This is a genomic window from Mesorhizobium sp. M7A.F.Ca.MR.245.00.0.0, assembly GCF_003997415.1.
Taxonomy (GTDB): domain Bacteria; phylum Pseudomonadota; class Alphaproteobacteria; order Rhizobiales; family Rhizobiaceae; genus Mesorhizobium.
In genome coordinates, this window is record NZ_RZTE01000004.1 from 43,939 (window position 1) to 61,965 (window position 18,027).

An 18,027-nucleotide genomic window follows, 5' to 3' on the forward strand; every position below is an offset into this window, starting at 1 on the left:
CAGGGCCGCGGACTGTGCCTGTGCGAATGATGCTTGGCCGAGGACCAGACGAAATAGAGCGATCCCAGTTTCAGCACAGGCACCCTGCGATCCCGCTCGCGATCACGCAGTTCGCGGTAGGTCTTCACCTTCAGTGTGCCCCCCGGCAATCTGATTCGCAAAGCCATGATGCATAGAGCTTACGTGCTTTCTCCAGTCGACGGAAGGTTCATTTCAAGCTCCTCGTTAGTATTCGAGCTCTTGGAGGGTCGGTCGGGAATTGTACTGGGCCACCAGATGACGAAATATTTGCCAAACTGCCAGACCGGGACTTCGCCCTTGTGCTCCCGTCGCCGCAACTCATGACGTTGCTTGACCTTCAACACGCCACCCGGAAGCCTGATCTTGATCGTCATCGTCCCTCAATACTGATGGCGCGCTTCCTGGGTGCCGCGCCCGAAGCTTCATCTGTCCGGCCAAGGTAGAAAAAACGCCCACTCTCGGATCGGATCGTTGCAATCCGATTTGGCCGAGTCAATGGAGCCGGGGGCGAACTCCTGTGGCTATCGGCGCCGTGCACATAAGGCTTGAGAACCGGCTCAACCTCTGCGCCGCAAGTTCCAGTTCACACAGATCACGGCCACGAGGCCACACGCGATGCCGACGCAATCGGCAACCCAGTCGTACACATCCAGATCGCGCGCTATCACCGCCGTGCCCTGGAGGACCTCGATCGCCGCTCCAACAACTGCAAGGAAGACGATCAGCCTGACCTTGCGATCAGGCCAGCCGAGCCCTCCAAGGAAAGTCATGACGGCAAAGGCGCTGGCGTGATTCAGCTTGTCGTAATGGAAACCGATATCGATCCCATACTCCTCGAGTCCGGGTATAGGCACCAGTGCAAGGACAAGAACAGCGACAAGCGTGCTGAAAAAAGCAATCCGTTCGGCGGCTGGATGAAGTCTCATTCTGCTCCAATCTGTGCCTGCCCGCCGCGAAGGTCGAAACCGGCTCGGTATTGGCGGTTCAGGCTGAAACTCAGATCGACGGCGTTGTCTTTCCAAGCCGCAATTTTTGCTCGAGCCTTTTGAGCCAGGTCTGTTCCGCCTGGTCTTGATGCGCCGAGACGTAGCGCGGCGTTGCCGCCGTTCAACGGATCCCCGTCTGCGTCTCGTTCAAAGAGTGGAGTGCTGAAAAGGGCTCCGCATGGGCTTTCATCATTTCGCTCATTAGAATATCCGCGCCAGTCATCAGGGGGATCAAGGTTTCCGCAAATGTGTATGTTTTGATGCCGTAAAGCCACTTCAGGTAGAGAAGGGCAGCTGACGTGCCCGAGACGCACCCAACAATGTTCATCCGGGATACGACAAGCTCTATCGGGTATATGTGCGGAAGGTTCGCCTCCATGATCCTGGTGCTGGCGTCGGCTGTCACATTGCCGATGGTATCCAGCAATTCGGGGAAGAAGGGCGTGCTTATTCTGGGATGTTCCTTCCAGACGACGTCGTATCCTCTCTCAACGATCTGCTCCACAATGCGTCTATAGATCGCCGCCTCGTGCGCGTACGACATTATGCCGTTTCGCGACAATGCCTGGCCGAGCAGCAGGATCCGTGGGTTGGCTGACGCACGGCAATGTTCATTGCCGCCGGAAAGCGCATCCCTGCAGGCTTCATCTATTACGTCGCGCATCAGCGAAGCGCCGACCTGGAATCTTGGTATGTTCTCCAGAGCATCGTGAATGGGGATTTCGTGGAGCAAAGAATAAAACTTTGTCACCCGTCTCAGATGGTGTCTTTCTATCTTGTCGGCCGCTTTCCTCAGTCGGAACGCCGGTGAAATTGTAGAGAGTCCTGCAATCAAGGCTCCGGTGATGCGCCGTCTAAACCTGGTGCCTGGCGGCCGTGACATGGTTGATATTTCGAATGGAAGGTATGACGTCAAGCCATCCTCATACAAAACGATCTCGGCTTCTGGGTATGAGTCCAGCAGTATTTTTTCCGATGGCCGGTTAACGAAGCAGGCCCAGATTTCAACCGCGGAACTCGCGTCGATGCCAATTGTGTCTCGGATCAGACGATGGATCCGGAAAATTTGCAGTTGCCCATATTTACGCTCGGACGTCAGAAGGTCGTATGCCCATATGATCCGTTTCCAGGTCCATACTGTAGACGCAAGTTCAGCAAGACCGGTCTTGAAATGCTCGGAAACGCCGGCCGTTTCATAGAGCAGAAGGTAATCCTCATGCTCCTCACCCGCCGGGAAGCTTCTATCCATTGTTGACTGGCGAAGAGAGGCAACCAGGCTGAGCAGTTGCCAGCTGCCGAAGACGCAGCATATTCGAACTGGCAATTTAAGGTCTCCAGATAGGATGGAAATAACGCCGCATGTTCCGCGATCTCAACCGCAAAATTGCTTCATGTCCGAAGACCGTGTGTGGCTCGGGGCGTTTCGCCAGCTTCATAATACTGCCTGTCGTCGACCGGAAAATATCTTGCAGATATTGGCGTCCAACGCCCGAGACAGGCTGGAGTTCCGCGCAATAAGCAGGCGAATTCAGTTGGATTGAGCGGCAGAGACCTGAGATCTCTAAACATCAGGCGGCGGCAGACCGCTCATGCGGCTCGATCTTGCCGCTTCGGTTCCTGTCGGCACCAAGAGCGCGAATTCTCCCGGTTTTCGGGAAGGTCGTTGCCCGGGAAAGCGGGTTTCACTTCCATCTTTCAAAAGTAAGCTCCAGCCATGAACCGGAGCTTGATGATGACAGAGGCGGAAACCAGAATGTTTCACACGCTTGATGTGCCAGCCGGTCCGGTGCGCTGGCCCGGGATTCCGGCCGACCTGCCAAGGTATGGCGCGTGTGGCCGCACCTGCGCATCATGCCCGATGCGAAGCCCGCACTGCTCCTCGAACGCCCTTGATGCCGACGCTTCGGCGCAATTTTCCCGGTGAGCAGGCGATGGGCGGCGCCGGAAAATGCGCCGCCTGTCGGAAGAGTTGCCCGCGATCAGGCCGCGAGCCAGGCCCGGGTGAAATCCTGCTCATAGGCCTGATGCATCTGGTAGCCCATCAAGGCAGGTTTCATATGGCAGAACAGCTTTCGCCAGTAGGGCTGAACGATGATGCCGGAATCCTGCAGCATGACCTGCAGTTCCTTCATCACCGCACGGCGCTGCTCCGGATCGGCGATGGCGTTGGCCTTGTGGACCTTGGCATCGAAGTCGGGATCGGCGAACCCTGTCTCGTTCCATGCCGAACCGGTCTGGTAGGCAAGCGCATAGGTCTGGATGCCGAGCGGTCGGGCGTTCCAATTGGTGGTCGCGAAGGGATACTTCGTCCAGTCGTTCCAGAATGCCGATTCCGGGATGACGGTGCGTTTCACCTTGAAGCCCGCGTCGCGCATCTGCTGGGCGACGGCATCGGAGCTTTCCTTGCGGTAATCGGCTTCGACCGAGATCAGATCAAATTCGAAATCGAGCTGGCCGGCTTCCTCGAGCAATGCCCTGGCCCGGACCGGATCACGTTTGATCGGCGGCAAGTCGGCGTGTTCGGGATGCATCGGTCCGACATGATCGTTCTGCGCGACGATACCCATGCCGTCGGCGCCCAGTTGCAGCACCGCTTCGTTGTCGACCGCAAGCTGTATGGCGTTGCGCACGCGCTTGTCGTCATAGGGTTTGGCGTTGACGTTGCAGCGCGAGACCAGGGTGGCGGCAGTGACGATCTCGCTTTTCTTCAGGCCCAGCCTGTCGAGCATGGCGACGTCATAGGACTGCGTCTGCCCATTCAGGTCGATCTCACCGGATTCGAATGCGGAGACGGTGGCGGCCGAGTCGGTGCCGTAGTCGGTCCAGTCGATGCCGTCGAGGAACACCTCGCCGCCCCACCACGACCCGTCCGGCCGCTTGCGCACCGAGGCAGCAACGCCGACATCGAGTCTTTTAAGTTCGAACGGGCCCGTGCAAACGGGGTTGGCCGACAGTGGCGCCGCCTTCGGATTGAAGGCGTGGTGGACGATCAATGCCGGATAGTCGGTCATCGCTGGGATGATGGTGATGTCGGGCTGAGACAGTTTCAGGACCACGGTGTGGCCGTCGCGAACCTCGATGGCGCCAGTGCGCGCCACCTTGGTGTCGGGATCGATCAGCGCGGTCATGCGCCCGGCCATCGAGTTGCCGGCGGCATCCTTCTCGCACCAGCGCGTGATGTTGAAGGCAACATCCGTGGCGGTGAAATCGTCGCCGTTCGACCATTTCACGCCCGGACGCACCTTGAGCACATATTCCGTCGCGTCCGCATTGATCTCCCAGCTCTGCAGCAGCACCGGCTCGAAGGTGAAATCCGGCTTCCAGCGCACCAGCGGTTCGAGAAACTGCATGGCGATGTTGCCCATCTGCGAAACCTTGAACTTGCGCGGGTCTTCCAACTCCATCACCTGCATGGCAACACGCACCACGCCGCCCTTCCTGGGTTGGACGGCTTCCTCGGCTCGCGCCGGGACCGGCTGACCGATGAGCCCATAGGCAATCGCCGTGCTGGCGCCGAAGGCGCTGGCCAGCGCCAGGAACTCGCGGCGACCAAGCGCGCCGCTCTTCGCGCCTTTCGCAAATGTGCCGATCGCGGGATGAAGAGGTCTGGATGTCATATCGGTTCTCCCATTGTTGATTTTACGCCCAAATTCGGTGGAATGCCCTTGCCGCGTCGTTGCTGGGCGCTGTTTTCTACAGGACGCAGCCGATGGCGGCGGGGCCGCGACGGCGGGGAAGGCAAGATGAATCTTCTGACGGCGATGCGGGTGTTCGATCGGGTTTGCCTGCTGGGCAGCCTGTCGGCGGCGGCGCGCGATCTCAACATGTCGACGACGGCCGTCAGCCGTACCATCAAGGAACTGGAAGACGACCTTGGCGTCCGGCTCATCAATCGCACCACAAGGCGTCTCAGCCTCACCGAGGCGGGCCGCGACTATGCTCCGCGTGCGCGCAGCCTGCTCGACGACATATCCGAACTGCAGGATTCGACGCGCGGCCTGCACAAGGAGACGCGCGGCCTGATCCGGGTTTCCTGCTCCAATGTTCTGGGCCACACGCGCATAACCAAGCTGGTGCCGAAATTCCTCGAAGAAAACCCGCTCACCACGATCGAGTTCGACCTCACCGCGCGTTATGTCGTCGGCATTGTCGAGGAAGGCTACGATGTGGCCATCCGCTTCGGCGGTCAGGCGGATTCCGCCCTGATTGCCCGCCGGCTTGGTGAAGTCCGCAATTATGTCTGCGCCACGCCCGATTATTGGGATGCAAACGGCCGTCCGGTCCACCCGGATGAGCTGGCAAGCCATTCCTGCGTGCTGAGCAATTTCGCCAAGCGCCTTGGCACATGGCCTTTCATCGGACCCGACGGCCCTTTCGATGCGGCTGTCGGCGGGCGCATCTCGACCAACAGCGTCGAAGCCGCCTACCAGATGACCACCGCCGGTTTCGGCATCGGCAACCTGCCCAGCCTGCTGGTCGACGCCGCGATCAGGGACGGCCGGCTGGAAGTGCAGCTCGATGAGTTTCGCCCCGGCTCCAGCCCGATCTACGCGCTCTATCCGCACCGCACCTATATTGCGGCCAAGGTGCGCGCGTTCGTCGATTTCCTGATCCGCGAACTGTCGGCCGACTTCACCGCCTGAAATGCTGCCCGATTGCCGGCCAACGCCGTCAGGGGCCTGGCGCGAACGCCAGGCCCCCTCTGCCCCCGTCGCCCGACGCGGCAGCGTCATTTCCACCAGGCGGTGGTGTCGTACATCGGTCCAGGCTCCTCGAAGAGCTTTTCGTATTTGCACAGTGCCGGCGTCTTGCCGAGCGGCACCGAAACACCGTCCCTGAACGCCCATTCGCCACGTTGCGTCGTATCGGCCCGCACATAGCTGGACAACGCAAAGGCCCGGTCGTGCCGCGATTTGTTGGGCGAGGAGCCGTGCACGGTAAGCAGCCCCCATAAAGCAAGGTCGCCCGGCTCCAGCACCAGCGGAACGATGGTCGCCGGGTCGATGCCGACCTTGCGCAACTCTTCTTCGGCGGTCAGGCCCTTCATCAGCTCGCCGGTTCCCTCGTCCGACAGGCCGAGATAGCCGAGCTTGTGGCTGCCGGGCACGACCTGAAGGCAGCCATTGTCCAGCGTCGCCCGATCGACCGCGAGGCCTGTTGTCACGGTGGCGTCGGCGACATTGTCGAAGGCGGCCTGGTTACGGAAGCGCAAATCCTGGTGGAAGCGATAACCCGTGACATTGGCGCCGGGCGGCTTCCAGTGCAGCTGTTGGGCGATCTGCCTTATGTCACGGCCGATCAGGCCCTCGAGCAGCTTCAGATAGTCGGGATTGCGGCGGAATTCTTCGAAATAGGAATTGATCCAGGAAAACCAGTAAGCCTGCAGCACATAGCGTTGGCCAAAGTCCGATTCAGGCAGGATCTGGAAATTCAGGTTGCCGTGCCGGAAGGTGGCGTGATGCTTGAGGCCTTCGGCATAGACCGCATCGGTTTCCTTCTTCAGCCGGATCATCTCGTCGCCGTCGACGAATTGTCGAACGACCGCGTATCCTTCCTCGCGGTACTGCTCCACCGCCTCGCGTGCCTGCCTGTCCGTCAGCATGTCCGTGACAACCCCTGTCTGTGATCCGTGTCGATCGTAACGAAGGGGTTGCCGGCGATAAGCCATCGATTTTGGCATCGACTTTCCCGATTATCGGGAAATTGAGCGGGGCGTCAAAGGTGGATTGGTCGCAATCGGCTGGTCAGATACGTGCTGCGCCGGCAGGCCCTAAAAATAGGTCCGCGGCGCGACAAGGTTCTTCTGCTGGCGAACATAAAAACAATAGAAGCCGAACGCCGCGGCAAACCACATGAAGGCCTCGCCCATGGCCAGCCGGTTGTTGGAATTGGTAAGGATGGTTAGGGCGAAGAAGACCAGTGTGGAGATGTAGCAGGACCATGCGGCCGGAGCGACAAGCTTGGCTCGCATGGCCAGCAGAACCTGCCTGGCCGACCAGGTGTAGAGAAAGGCAAAGAACGCCAGTCCGACCACCCCATAACGCACGGCAATCTCCAGATAACCATTGTGGAAGACGTTGAAGATCATGGGATGATAGGTTCTGTTCTGCCATTCGGTCAGCCAGCTGGAACTGGCTCCGAAGATCGGGTGGCGCTTCCAGATGTTGATCGCATCCGCCCACAGCATCAGCCTCTCCTTGGCTGCAAGCGGAACCGCGTCGCTCGCGATGGCGCGGTCGAAGGCGGGGAGGACCCCATGCCTGAACACATCCGGAACCAAGGTTTTGATGAACGTCATGGTATCGTCGGCGGTGGACGAGAAGATGTTGTGTGCTGCGACAATGCCGGCCGCCACGATCACCAGCACGCCACCCGAAACCAACAGTTCGCGGCGATGGCCTCTCGCCAGGGTCATCACCGCCAACAAGAGCAGAGCGAGCGCAAGCGCAAGCCACACTCCCTTTGAGCGCATCTCGATGATATTGACGAGGGCAAGCAGCAGGACGGCTGTCGACAGGGCCCAATGCAGGTTCTTGGTTGCTTTCCCGAGATCCGTTCTCTGGGCCGAGTAGGCCATGAATTGCAGCGTGCAGAGGAAGATGAAACCGGCCGCCACCGACGCGTGGATGGGATTGTTGAAAAGCCACGGGGCCGGTTGGATGCCTTGAAACATGTCCGAATAGAAGGTGTCCGCCGCCAGGAAGACGAGACTGAGGATCATGAACCAGAGCACGAGCCGTGCGGGATGCCTGACAAACAGCAGAAACGCGAAGCCGGTCGTCGCGTAGAACAGCGGAAACATGTAAATGCCTTCGGCGCCACCCAACTGGTGGGTGCCGAAATAGACGATCGCCAGTCGGATGAAGACGTAGAGCGACCAGCCCAGACACAGGAAGCCGACCCAACCGATCAGCGGTTTGCTGTAGGTCCACAAGTCCACTCTGAACCAGCGGATGACCGCGACCAGGGCCAGCGCCAGGCCCGCATAGCGGTAGGTGTCGGCCTCGCGCCACACCGCGGAGACCAAAGCGAGAATGGCGAGTGCCGCAAGCAACAGAAGCAAGGTGTGGCGCGGCGCGTTGTCCTTGGCATCATCCAGGGCATCTCGCGGCAGAGGGGGCGGCAGCAGGACGTGATGCAGGCGGCGCAGTTCGTCGCTGGCCCGTAACACCCCGGCACGTAGCCGGCTCGGCCCGCCCAGTCTTGCGGATTTGTAGCTTCCCGAGGGACCGGCTATGCCCGAAATCCCACTGCTGGCGGCGAAGCCAAGCACGTTTTGGCGGACCGAATAGACTTTCAGGCCGGTATCCCAAAAGCGCTCGAGCGCGACGTCCCATGGCATTTTCATTACGGCGAGCGCCGACAACAGACCCTGCGCGCCCTCTCGCGTCACCAGATAGGCGGCGGCCGAGCCTTGCGGGCCATGCAGCGCACGACCGATCTCGTCGCCTTCCGCCGTCTCGACCGCGCGCATGAAGAAGCTCATGCGATGGTTGGTCAGCTTGATGACATCGAAATCCGGCACCGCCGCGATGATGGCCTCAATGCGCCGCATGGTGTTTTCGCTGAAGAGGACGTCGTCCTCGACAATCAGGCCATGGGCGCTGCCACCGGCCAGGAACGTTTCCAGCGCCCGGATATGGCTGCGGTAACAGGCATATTCGCCCGAAAGGATGTCGCGCCCGCTCAGCTTGCGCGCGGCTGGAAGATCGATCTCCGTCCAGTCTTTTTCAGCAAGCCCCCGACCGTCGACGGCGGCAATGCGCTGCAAGGTCAGTCCCGCCGCCTCGGCGCTGGCGAGCAATTCGCTCCAGCGCTGGGTCTCGCGATCGAGGTTGATGGCGAAGATAGGGAGGTTCATTGAAGTTCCATGTTGAGCCGCCACCCACCTGGTCGACCTATGTATGGAAAGAAGGAGATGTTCAAGGCGACACTTTACAGATCATGTGCAAATGCTGACCCGATTTGCCGCGATGCCTCTTGCTCATCTGCGCTTACGACACCGTCGAATCATGAGCTGATCGGCTTCATGGAAGATCGCAAAGGTACTCTCGGGTCCCATGTGCCCAAAAGGGAATAGAACGGCATGGCCGGGCTGCTTCTTTAGACCTCGGATAGGTTTTGTCGGTATTTATCGGGAAAAAGGAGCCGAAGTCATGACCGACATCTGGCACTCACTCCTCGCCAACCTTGCCCTGGTCTCCATCCTCGTGGTCGCCTGGGACCTTGTGGCGGATTTCACCGGGCGTCTCTCGCGGCGGATGCAGTCGCTGCTTCTCGGCGTGGTCATGTGCGTGGGCGCGATCATTTCCATGGCGACGGCCCTGTCCGTCTCCGGCTTCGTCGTCGATCTGCGCGCCGCCTTCATTGCTGCTGCCGCGTTCTTTGGCGGATGGCCGGCAATGCTCATCGCCACGTTCGGCTCCATTGTTTATCGCATCCATCTCGGCGGACAGGGTGCGGGTGCTGGTGTCATGGGTATCCTCATCACCGCAATCGTCGGCATTGCGTGGCACCACATCGTCGCGGCCCGATCGCGCACCATGTACGACATATTCGGTCTGGGCGTAACGGTCGCTCTCGCCGGGCTGATCACGCTCCTGGTCATCCCGGCGCAAGCCGTCACGGGCCTTGTGCAGCAGAGCACGTTCCCGTCCCTCGTGTTCCGCTTTCTCAGCACAATCATCATCGGCGTCCTGCTCGACCGGCAGCAGCGCAGGCGGGAGCTCTTGATGTCCAACATGACCTACCGGGCCATGGTTCGCGAACTGCCGGATTGCCTGAACATAAAAGATGTCGACGGCCGCTTCATCGCCGCCAACCCCGCCACCGCCGAAATGGTTCGCGCCGCTTCGGTCGACGATCTGATCGGCAAGACGGATTTCGATTTCTACCCCAGGGAGGTGGCCGAACGCTTCCGGCAGGATGAGATGGGCGCGCTGGAGGCCGGGCAGACGTTGCGGATCGACCAGCCCGCGCTTTTCCCGGATGGCCGGCAAGGTTGGCTCTACACGCTCAAGGCCCCTTTCCGCGACGAGGCCGGGAAGATCGTCGGCGTCATCACCTACAATCGCGACATCACCGAGCAGAAGCGCACCGCGCAGCTCAAGAATGATTTCATTTCCACGGTCAGCCACGAATTGCGCACCCCGCTGACCTCCATCCGCGGCTCGCTTGGGCTGATTGCGGCCGGTGTGGCCGGCGAACTGCCGCCCAAGGCCGCCAATCTCGTCAACATCGCGCACACCAATAGCGAAAGGCTGGTTCTTCTCATCAACGACATTCTGGATATGGAGAAGATCGAATCGGGCGTGATCACCTTCAAGATCAAGCAGATGCCTGTCCGTCAGGTCCTGGAGCAGGCCATTGCCGCCAGCTCCAACTACATGGCTGACAGCCGGATCAGGATCGTTCTGATCGACGATGCGCCGCGCGCCGAGGCCAACATCGATCCGGATCGCCTGCATCAGGTGATGGCGAACCTCCTGTCGAATGCGATCAAGTTCTCGCATGCCGACGGTACTGTCACAGTGAAATTCCAGCGTCATGACCACGACATGCTGCGGATTTCCGTGATGGACCAGGGCGCTGGCATCCCGGAGGCTTTCCGCAGCCGTATATTCGGAAAGTTCGAGCAGGCCGACGCCTCCAGCACCCGTAAGATAGGCGGCACCGGCCTAGGCTTGAGCATCGTCAAGGCCATTACCGAAAAACTGGGCGGAGCCGTTTCCTTCGAAACCGAGGAAGGCAAGGGAACCTCGTTCCACGTGGACCTTGCAGAAGTACGCAGGCACCACCCAAGGCCGTATCCGCCACCGCACCTGACGCGGAAGCCCGATGGGCGCCTACGGGTTCTGATCTGTGAAGACGAGACCGACGTCGCCGCAGTGATTGCGGCACTCTTGGATGCGGAAGGCTTTTCCAGCGACGTCGCACCCGATATCGCCACCGCAAAGGCGCTTCTGCGGTCCCGCGAATACGTGGCCTTGACCCTCGACATCAAGCTGGCGGGGGAATCCGGCATCAAACTCTTCCACGACATTAGGGCATCGCCGGTGAATTCCGACATTTCGGTCATCGTCATCTCCGCCGTTGCCGATGAGGCCAGGCGCTCGCTCAACGGCAGCGCCGTCGGTATCGTCGACTGGCTGGAGAAGCCGGTGGATTCGAAACGGCTTCACGCGGCTCTCGCCAAGATCCTTGCTGGCAGAACCGAGCAGAGGCCGAAGATTCTCCATGTCGAGGACGATGAGGGCGTGCTTGCGGTGATGTCGGAGGGGTTGGGTTCGGGTGTCTCGATTACTTCGGCGAAGACGCTCAAGGACGCCCGGGAGGCGATTGCGCAGCATCTCTTCGACCTGGTTATCCTGGACATTGCACTCCCCGACGGCTCGGGGTTGGACCTGCTGGCCGATCTGCCGCTCGAGACCGGGGTCATCGTGTTTTCGGCGGCGGAGCTCGACCAGAAACTCGGTGATCGCGTGCAGGCCATCATGACCAAGACCAGGGCCTCGGAAATCGATGTGGCAAAGCTGGTCAGGAGCATGTTGGTTTCGCCCCGCACTCAACCTGCCGCGCACGCCAAGGAGTGACGCTCATGCCCGCAAGGATTCTCTATGTGGATGACGAGGACGATATCCGCGAAATCGCCCAGATGTCGCTGGAGCTCGAGCCGGAATTCGAGGTGCGGTCCTGCCCGTCCGGCATGCAGGCGCTGGTCGATGCCGCCGAATGGCGGCCCGATCTCATTCTGCTCGACGTAATGATGCCGGACATGGATGGGCCGGAGACGCTGAGGCGCTTGGCCCAGTCTGGGCCGACGGCTTCGATACCCGTGGTGTTCATCACCGCGCGCACCCAGACGCATGAAGTCGAACGCTATCTGGCGATGGGGGCGGTAGGGGTGATCGCCAAGCCGTTCGACCCGCTTGCGCTTGCCGGTGAAGTCAAAAGATTGCTTCTATCGCGCGCCTGAGCCGACGTTTGGCGTGGGCACCGAGCGCAGTCTGGCTGCAGACTGTGCGACGCCGTTCACGGCTCCTATACCATGTCGCCTTATTGATCTACTGATTGTGCCGAGGTGCAGGCGTAGCGAATCAGGTTGTCTATAATCGCGCGGCATCGGCGGAGCTCGGCGAGAGATTGAGAAGAATGTGTCTGTCTGCATGAACCGCGTTGGCGGATGTCGGTTCATGGATCAATCACTCCGGGGGGCAAGCGGCACAACGAGGCGCGAACCGGAGCAAGGCTGATGAACGGAGCGAAGGCAAGAGTTCTGATTTGCGATGACGATCCCCTCTTGCTCGAACTGATGGAATTCAGGCTCAGGGCAAAGGGATACGAGGTCATCAAGGCCATAGACGGGGCGGAAGCGCTCTTGAAGGCGGAGCATGAGGCGCCGGACATCATCGTGCTCGATGCGATGATGCCCAAGGCCGACGGCCTGGAGGTTCTTGCCCGGATCAAGAGCGACCCGGCTTTGTCGGAAATCCCGGTTGTCATGCTGACCGCCCGCAAGGGCGAAAGGGACATCGTCTCGGCCCTTGAGAAGGGGGCCGACGACTACCTTGTGAAACCCTTCATTCCCGAGGAGCTCCTGGCCCGGCTTGCGCGCCTGCTGGCGCGCAAGAGCGGGAAACGCTGATGTGGCGTGGCCGTCGCGCCGTCCTTGCGGCATGCGTTTTCCTGGCGGTTGAATCGGCGCCTGCCGCCGCGCTGGCCCAGGCGGTCGACGAACTGTACGCTTCCGGCGTCAAGGCCAGGCAAGCTCAGCATTTCGACGAGGCGGCGGAGCTGTTGCGGCGTGCGCTGGCGCTCAAGCCCGACAATGCCGACGCCCTGGTGCAACTTGGCTTCGCCGAGCTTGGCCGCAACAATCTGCCGGCGGCGCGTGAAGCCTTTTCCAGGGCGCTTGCGCTTGCGCCGACCTATCTGGATGCCAGCTTCGGCATCGCTCAGGTCGAGTTCCGCTCCGGCAATCTGGACGCCGCGCTGCAACTGGCAGAAGAGGTGTCGCGTGCCGAGCGGGGCAATGCCGACGCGGCGACGCTTGTCGCCAACATCCGCAAGGCCCAGCAGGCCGACAGCAGCAAGCAGAAGCCTGCGACCGCGAGGAAGAAGCTGCGCCCGCCGCGGCCGGATCCTGTCGCCGGCCTGATGGAGAAGGGCCAGAGATTGCGAGCGGCGGGACAATTGCCCGAGGCGGAGAACGCCTATCGCCGCGCGCTCGGCCTGGCGCCTAAAAACACCGACATCCTGGTCGCCATGGGTCTCGTGGCGGGCTCCCAACAGAAATTCGACGAGGCCGGGCATTTCTTCGACCAGGCGCTGGCCATCAAGCCCGGCCTTCTCGACGCCCGCCTCGGCAAGGTCCGCCTGGCGATATGGCAGGGCAACGTTCCGCGCGCCCGCGCAACGATTGATGACGTGCTTGGCACTGTGCCTGATGATGCCGAGGCGCTCGGCCTCGACGCGCGGATTTCCCTGATCGAGCAGGATTACACGCGGGCCGAGCAGTCGTTTCAGCGGGTGCTGGCGATTGATCCGCGCAATGCCGAAGCGCTGGTGGGAATCGGCGATGTGCGCCGCGCCCGTGGCGACGACGACGCCGCGCGCGATGCCTACCGGCAGGCGCTTGCCCTCGAACCCGGCTCGCGCGACATCGAGCAGAGACTGGCCGCACCACCGCCGCGCAAATGGCGGCTCGATATCGGTAGCGAAGTGAGCGACCTCACCGATGGACTTGGTGATTGGACAGACAGTTCGACCGGCCTTGCCTATCGGCTCACCCCGCAGACGACCATTTCGAGCCACACCCGGATGGCGACTCGCTACGGTCGCACCGATGTTCAGATCGACGGCCGCATCGACCAGGCCTTTTCGGCCACGGTTTCGGCCTATGTGCTGGCAGCGGCGACGCCGGATGCCGACTTCCTGGCACGATATTCGGTCGGGGCCGGCGCTTCGTGGCGGATCATGGCGCCCGCGAAAGCGCTCGGTCCGTTCTCGCTCAACATCGATGCTCGCTATGACAATTTCGCCACCGCCGAGGTCACCACAATCTCGCCTTGGGTGCAGGTCTATGTCCTGGACGGCCGGCTGGGGCTTTCGGCACGTTGGGTCCACGCAGCCGACGACATCGGCACGCGCGCTGATGGTTATGTCCTGCGAGCCGATGTTGCAGTTGTCCCGAGCGTCAATGTGTTTGGTGGTTATGGGGATGCACCCGAGATCTCCGACGGCACGCTGGTGCCGACGCGTACCATCTTTGCCGGCATCTCCTGGGACGTCACCGATCCGCTGACGCTGCGCGGCAGCCTCGCCCATGAGCAGCGCCCGACATTCGACCGAACCACATTCGGGCTTGGCCTAACCGCGCGGTTCTGATCATGTTGTACATCTGGCACCTATCCATCCTGCTCAGTGCCCTTTCCCTGGCGATCATGCTTCTGCTGATCGTGCGTCGGGTATTGCAGGAGCGCCGGGGGACGGCGGGCGCCGATCAGCGGCGCCTTCTTCTGACGGCGCTGATCGCCTTCACCGAAAATCGGGATCGCGAGGCATTGAAGACGGCGCTGCTTGCGGTACCGGCGAGGGTGGCGATCGATGCCGGCTTCGAGTTTATTTCGCTGTTGCGCGGCGAGGAGCACGACGAGCTCCTTTCAGCCTTCAATGAATGTGGCCTGCCGACCCTTGTCGGCACCCAGCTTGAAAAAGGCAACGGTGCCGAACGCATCCACGCGGCCGAGATGCTGGCGGCGCTGCGTTCGGAAAACGCGGTGGCAAACCTGCTTTCGGCGCTCGATCGCGACCGCTCGCGCGAAGTCAGGATCGCCGTCGCCATCGCGCTGTGTGATATTGGCGCCTTGCCGCCGCTGGTCGTAACGCTGCGCAAGATCGGCGTGGCGGGGCAGCGCTCGCGACGCCTGATCGAGCTTTTCAGGCGCTTTCCGCCAAAGCGGTTCGACGAGCTCAGGGATTACGCCGGACGTCAGGACGCGGTGCCTTTCATCAGGGCGGCCGCAATCGATGCGCTTGCCCGCAACGGCGGGTTCCGGTTTGGTGAGTTCTTTGCCCGCGCGGCCGGCGATCCGTCGCCGGAGGTTACCGCAGCCGCATTGCGGGCACTCGGCCTGACCGGACATGCCAATGCGCCGGCCATCCTGATCAAGGCGATGGAAAATGGCGGCTGGGATGTACGCGCCGACGCTGCCGACGCGGCGGGCCGCCTCGGCCTGTCTGAACTCGCCGCGCCCCTCGCGCAGCTTATGGACGACGAGGCATGGACTGTGCGCTACGCCGCTGCCAACGCGCTCCGCTCGTTCGGCCAGAAGGGAGAGCAGGTGCTGCGCGAGATCGCCGCCAGCGACGTCTCGCGCAGGCAGCGCACGGCCTCGCTGATCCTCGCCGAGGGGCCAGCCACCTGATGTTCGACTGGAGCCAAGAGATCGTTCTGGGGGCCTCCATCCTGTCCTGGTTCATCATCGGGGCGGGGCTGGCGCAGACGGCGATCTACCTGCTGCAGCTCATCATCGCCGCCTACGCCCTGTCCAAGCGCCCGCCGGTCGCGCGTTCGGCTCTGCTGTGGCACCGCTATGGCGACGTAGCGCCGCCGATCGCGCTGCTGGTGCCCGCCTACAATGAGGAAGTGAATGTGGTCGAGAGCGTGCACTCGATGCTGGCGCTCGAATATCCGAATTTCGAGGTCATCGTCATCAACGACGGCTCGAAGGATCAGACTCTGCAGCGCCTTATCGAAGGCTTCAAACTGGTGAAATTCCACCGACCCTATGAGGAGGCCCTGACACACAAGCCGATCCGCGGCCTCTATTCCTCGCCGATGACAGAACGGCTGTTCGTGGTCGACAAGGAAAATGGCGGCAAGGCCGATGCCCAGAATGCCGGCGTCAATGTCTGCCGCGCGCCTCTCTTTTGTGTGATCGACGGCGACTCCATCCTCGAGCCCGATGCACTGATGCGCGCGGCCCAGCCCTTCATCGACGATCCCGAGCGCACCATCGCCGTCGGCGGCACGATCCGCATCGCCAACGGATCGAGGATCGAAGCGGGCAGGGTGCGCGAGATCCGCCTACCCAGCCGGTTGCTGGCACTGCTCCAAGTAGTCGAATATCTGCGGGCCTTCCTTATGGCACGGCTGGCCTGGAGCCGCATCAACACGTTGATGCTGGTGTCCGGCGCCTTCGGCGTGTTCCGCCGCGCCGAAGTGGTGGCGGTTGGCGGCTTCACCAAGGGATCGATGGGCGAGGACATGGACCTTGTGATCAAGCTGCATCGCCACATGATGGACACCAAACGCAAATACCGCATCCAGTTCATTCCGGAGCCGGTGTGCTGGACAGAAGCACCCGAGTCACTGCGCGTTCTGGCCAGGCAACGCACGCGCTGGCAGCGCGGTGCGCTCGAGTGCTTCTTCCGCTACCGCTCCATGCTCTTCAACCCCCGCTATGGGCGGGTCGGCTTCCTCGGATTTGGCCACATACTGATTGTCGATGTGCTCGGGCCGATATCGGAGGTACTGGGCTATGTGCTGATCCCGGCCTTCTGGCTACTCGGCATCCTCTCGACCGAATATCTCTTGGCATTCACGTCGCTGGTTTTCACCTACGGCGTTTGCGTGAGCGTGTGTTCGCTGGTTCTCGAAGAAGCCGAGCTTCAGCGTTTTCCGCGCGCGCGGGACCTTGCCGTACTCACGGCCGTGGCGGTGATCGAGAATTTCGGCTACCGCCAGCTCAACAATTTCTGGCGCGTGAAGGGCTGGTGGCAGTATCTGCGCGACGACCAGAGCTGGGGCGAGATGACCAGGACCGGCCTGACTGGACCGAAGAAGTGAGCCTCTTCGGTTGAGTCACTTCAGCGTCCGCTCGATCTCCGCAATAAGCGCATCGAGCGCAGTATGTGCGACATCCGACCGCTCGATCAGCAACGTCTCAAGCTCGGACGCTCGCACGCTGATATCCGGAAAGCCGAACGTTCCGGCCCCACCCGCCAGCGAGTGAGCGATCCCGATCAGCGTATCGCCGGAACTGCTGCCGGGCACAGCCCTCCTCTCACGGGCGGCCTTCAACTCCACGAGCCGATCCGCACACCGGGCAAGGAAACGTTGCTGCAAGGAAGCGAAGGGATCGTTTGAGATAGGCCGATGCTCCGTTGCGGGACGTCGAGGGTCATTCAAGCAGAAAGCGGCGCGGGTTGGAATGGACTGCTTGGTCGAGCACGCCCCCCTGTCGGAGGAGAACGGCACCAAGCTGGTCTGCAACGACACTGGCATGCCTGGGCTGTGGGCAAGCGCGCTGCCATCACCAGAAAAAAAGTGATTGGCTGGGGCGCCAGGATTCGAACCTGGGAATGTCGGTACCAAAAACCGATGCCTTACCACTTGGCGACGCCCCAATTGCCGTCAGAGTCGCTTGTGCGGCGCGTTATTAGCAGAGCAGCCAAAAAGCACAATCCTTATGAGTGACAGTTGGAACGCTCGAATTGGGCAGGCAACGCAGCGCTGGCAAATGATATGCAGCGGGCTATTCGGACCACACCGCCATCTCGTTTCCGGCTGGATCGACGAAGTGGAAGCGCCGGCCGCCGGGGAACGGGAAGATCGGTTTGACAATCGTGCCGCCGGCGCTTTCGACAGCGTCGAGGGTTTGCTCCAGATCCCTGCTGTAGAGCACGGGCAGCGGCTTTGATGGCGCTTCCGCGGCATCTGCCTGAAAGCCTCCGTCCAGGCCTTCGGCAAAGGCCGAATAGGTCGGCCCATAGTCGGTGAACGACCAGGCAAAGGCGGTGCTGTAAAAAGCCTTCAGCCGGTCCAGCGTTCCACCGGTCGCGGGCATTTCCAGATAGTCGAGTTTTCCGGGCAGTTTCATGGCGCACCTGTTTGTTCACTGTATGTTCTACTCCAGAATTCCTGACTTGGCAAGTCTTTTTGCCGCATGCTGGAGCACGGCTTTGCTTAATCGATTGTAGTGGCCAGGTGGCTTTGCCGATGTCTTGCCTTTCGCAC

Annotated in this window: 16 protein-coding genes and 1 tRNA gene; 7 read left to right on the forward strand and 10 right to left on the reverse strand. The window is 61.3% G+C overall.

Translation table 11 applies throughout. The annotated features are described in order from the left end of the window. Positions 1–179 precede the first annotated feature (179 nt). From EOB80_RS06745 to EOB80_RS06765, 5 genes are all read right to left on the reverse strand, one after another. Complete coding sequence (locus tag EOB80_RS06745) at positions 180–395, reverse strand: hypothetical protein (protein WP_127327105.1); 216 nt, start codon at positions 393–395, stop codon at positions 180–182. Between the two features lie 183 nt (positions 396–578). Next, complete coding sequence (locus EOB80_RS06750; RefSeq protein WP_127327106.1) at positions 579–947, reverse strand: hypothetical protein; 369 nt, start codon at positions 945–947, stop codon at positions 579–581. After that, the gene (locus EOB80_RS06755; protein ID WP_127327107.1) at positions 944–1,132 is read right to left on the reverse strand and encodes a hypothetical protein; all 189 of its coding nucleotides are present in this window, start codon (positions 1,130–1,132) and stop codon (positions 944–946) included. Before EOB80_RS06755 ends, EOB80_RS06750 begins: the two co-directional genes overlap by 4 nt. Continuing rightward, positions 1,129–2,331, reverse strand: coding sequence for an alpha-2,8-polysialyltransferase family protein (locus EOB80_RS06760; protein WP_245466270.1), 1,203 nt, complete (start codon positions 2,329–2,331; stop codon positions 1,129–1,131). Before EOB80_RS06760 ends, EOB80_RS06755 begins: the two co-directional genes overlap by 4 nt. A 655-nt stretch (positions 2,332–2,986) precedes the next feature. Further along, positions 2,987–4,624 (reverse strand): ABC transporter substrate-binding protein, encoded by a 1,638-nt coding sequence (locus EOB80_RS06765; RefSeq protein WP_127319733.1) that lies wholly within the window; start codon positions 4,622–4,624, stop codon positions 2,987–2,989. A gap of 126 nt (positions 4,625–4,750) precedes the next feature. Between EOB80_RS06765 and EOB80_RS06770 the strand changes: the two genes are divergently transcribed. Then, positions 4,751–5,650 carry a LysR family transcriptional regulator gene (locus EOB80_RS06770; protein WP_127290810.1) on the forward strand — a complete coding sequence of 300 codons (900 nt, stop codon included), beginning with the start codon at positions 4,751–4,753 and terminating at the stop codon, positions 5,648–5,650. Between the two features lie 86 nt (positions 5,651–5,736). On the opposite strand, the gene EOB80_RS06775 is transcribed toward EOB80_RS06770, so the two are convergent. Together EOB80_RS06775 and EOB80_RS06780 are read right to left on the reverse strand one after the other, a co-directional pair. Continuing rightward, the gene (locus EOB80_RS06775; protein ID WP_245466271.1) at positions 5,737–6,609 is read right to left on the reverse strand and encodes a phytanoyl-CoA dioxygenase family protein; all 873 of its coding nucleotides are present in this window, start codon (positions 6,607–6,609) and stop codon (positions 5,737–5,739) included. A 168-nt stretch (positions 6,610–6,777) separates the two neighbouring features. Then, a complete protein-coding gene (locus EOB80_RS06780; RefSeq protein ID WP_127327109.1) occupies positions 6,778–8,868 on the reverse strand; it encodes an O-antigen ligase family protein in 2,091 nt (696 codons plus the stop codon). A 295-nt stretch (positions 8,869–9,163) separates the two neighbouring features. Between EOB80_RS06780 and EOB80_RS06785 the strand changes: the two genes are divergently transcribed. From EOB80_RS06785 to EOB80_RS06810, 6 genes are all read left to right on the forward strand, one after another. Then, a complete protein-coding gene (locus tag EOB80_RS06785) occupies positions 9,164–11,599 on the forward strand; it encodes an ATP-binding protein (protein WP_127327110.1) in 2,436 nt (811 codons plus the stop codon). Between the two features lie 5 nt (positions 11,600–11,604). Beyond that, positions 11,605–11,982, forward strand: a complete 378-nt coding sequence (locus EOB80_RS06790) for a response regulator (protein ID WP_127270165.1) — start codon at positions 11,605–11,607, stop codon at positions 11,980–11,982. 276 nt (positions 11,983–12,258) lie between these two features. After that, positions 12,259–12,651, forward strand: a complete 393-nt coding sequence (locus EOB80_RS06795; RefSeq protein ID WP_127270163.1) for a response regulator — start codon at positions 12,259–12,261, stop codon at positions 12,649–12,651. Next, on the forward strand, positions 12,651–14,393 hold the full coding sequence (locus EOB80_RS06800; RefSeq protein ID WP_127327111.1) for a YaiO family outer membrane beta-barrel protein: 1,743 nt from the start codon (positions 12,651–12,653) through the stop codon (positions 14,391–14,393). Before EOB80_RS06795 ends, EOB80_RS06800 begins: the two co-directional genes overlap by 1 nt. Before the next feature lie 2 nt (positions 14,394–14,395). After that, positions 14,396–15,433 carry a HEAT repeat domain-containing protein gene (locus tag EOB80_RS06805; protein ID WP_127327112.1) on the forward strand — a complete coding sequence of 346 codons (1,038 nt, stop codon included), beginning with the start codon at positions 14,396–14,398 and terminating at the stop codon, positions 15,431–15,433. Next, positions 15,433–16,857, forward strand: a complete 1,425-nt coding sequence (locus tag EOB80_RS06810; RefSeq protein ID WP_127327113.1) for a glycosyltransferase family 2 protein — start codon at positions 15,433–15,435, stop codon at positions 16,855–16,857. The genes EOB80_RS06805 and EOB80_RS06810 overlap by 1 nt, the downstream gene beginning before the upstream one ends. A gap of 15 nt (positions 16,858–16,872) precedes the next feature. Here the strand turns inward: EOB80_RS06810 and EOB80_RS35830 are convergent, their stop codons facing one another. The 3 genes from EOB80_RS35830 to EOB80_RS06825 form a co-directional block, all read right to left on the reverse strand. Next, positions 16,873–17,295 (reverse strand): Hpt domain-containing protein, encoded by a 423-nt coding sequence (locus EOB80_RS35830; RefSeq protein ID WP_127327114.1) that lies wholly within the window; start codon positions 17,293–17,295, stop codon positions 16,873–16,875. 47 nt (positions 17,296–17,342) lie between these two features. After that, positions 17,343–17,417 (reverse strand) — tRNA-Gln (locus EOB80_RS06820). Between the two features lie 128 nt (positions 17,418–17,545). Next, entirely contained in the window at positions 17,546–17,890 is a 345-nt protein-coding gene (locus EOB80_RS06825) for a VOC family protein (protein ID WP_127290804.1), read from the reverse strand. Positions 17,891–18,027 lie beyond the last annotated feature (137 nt).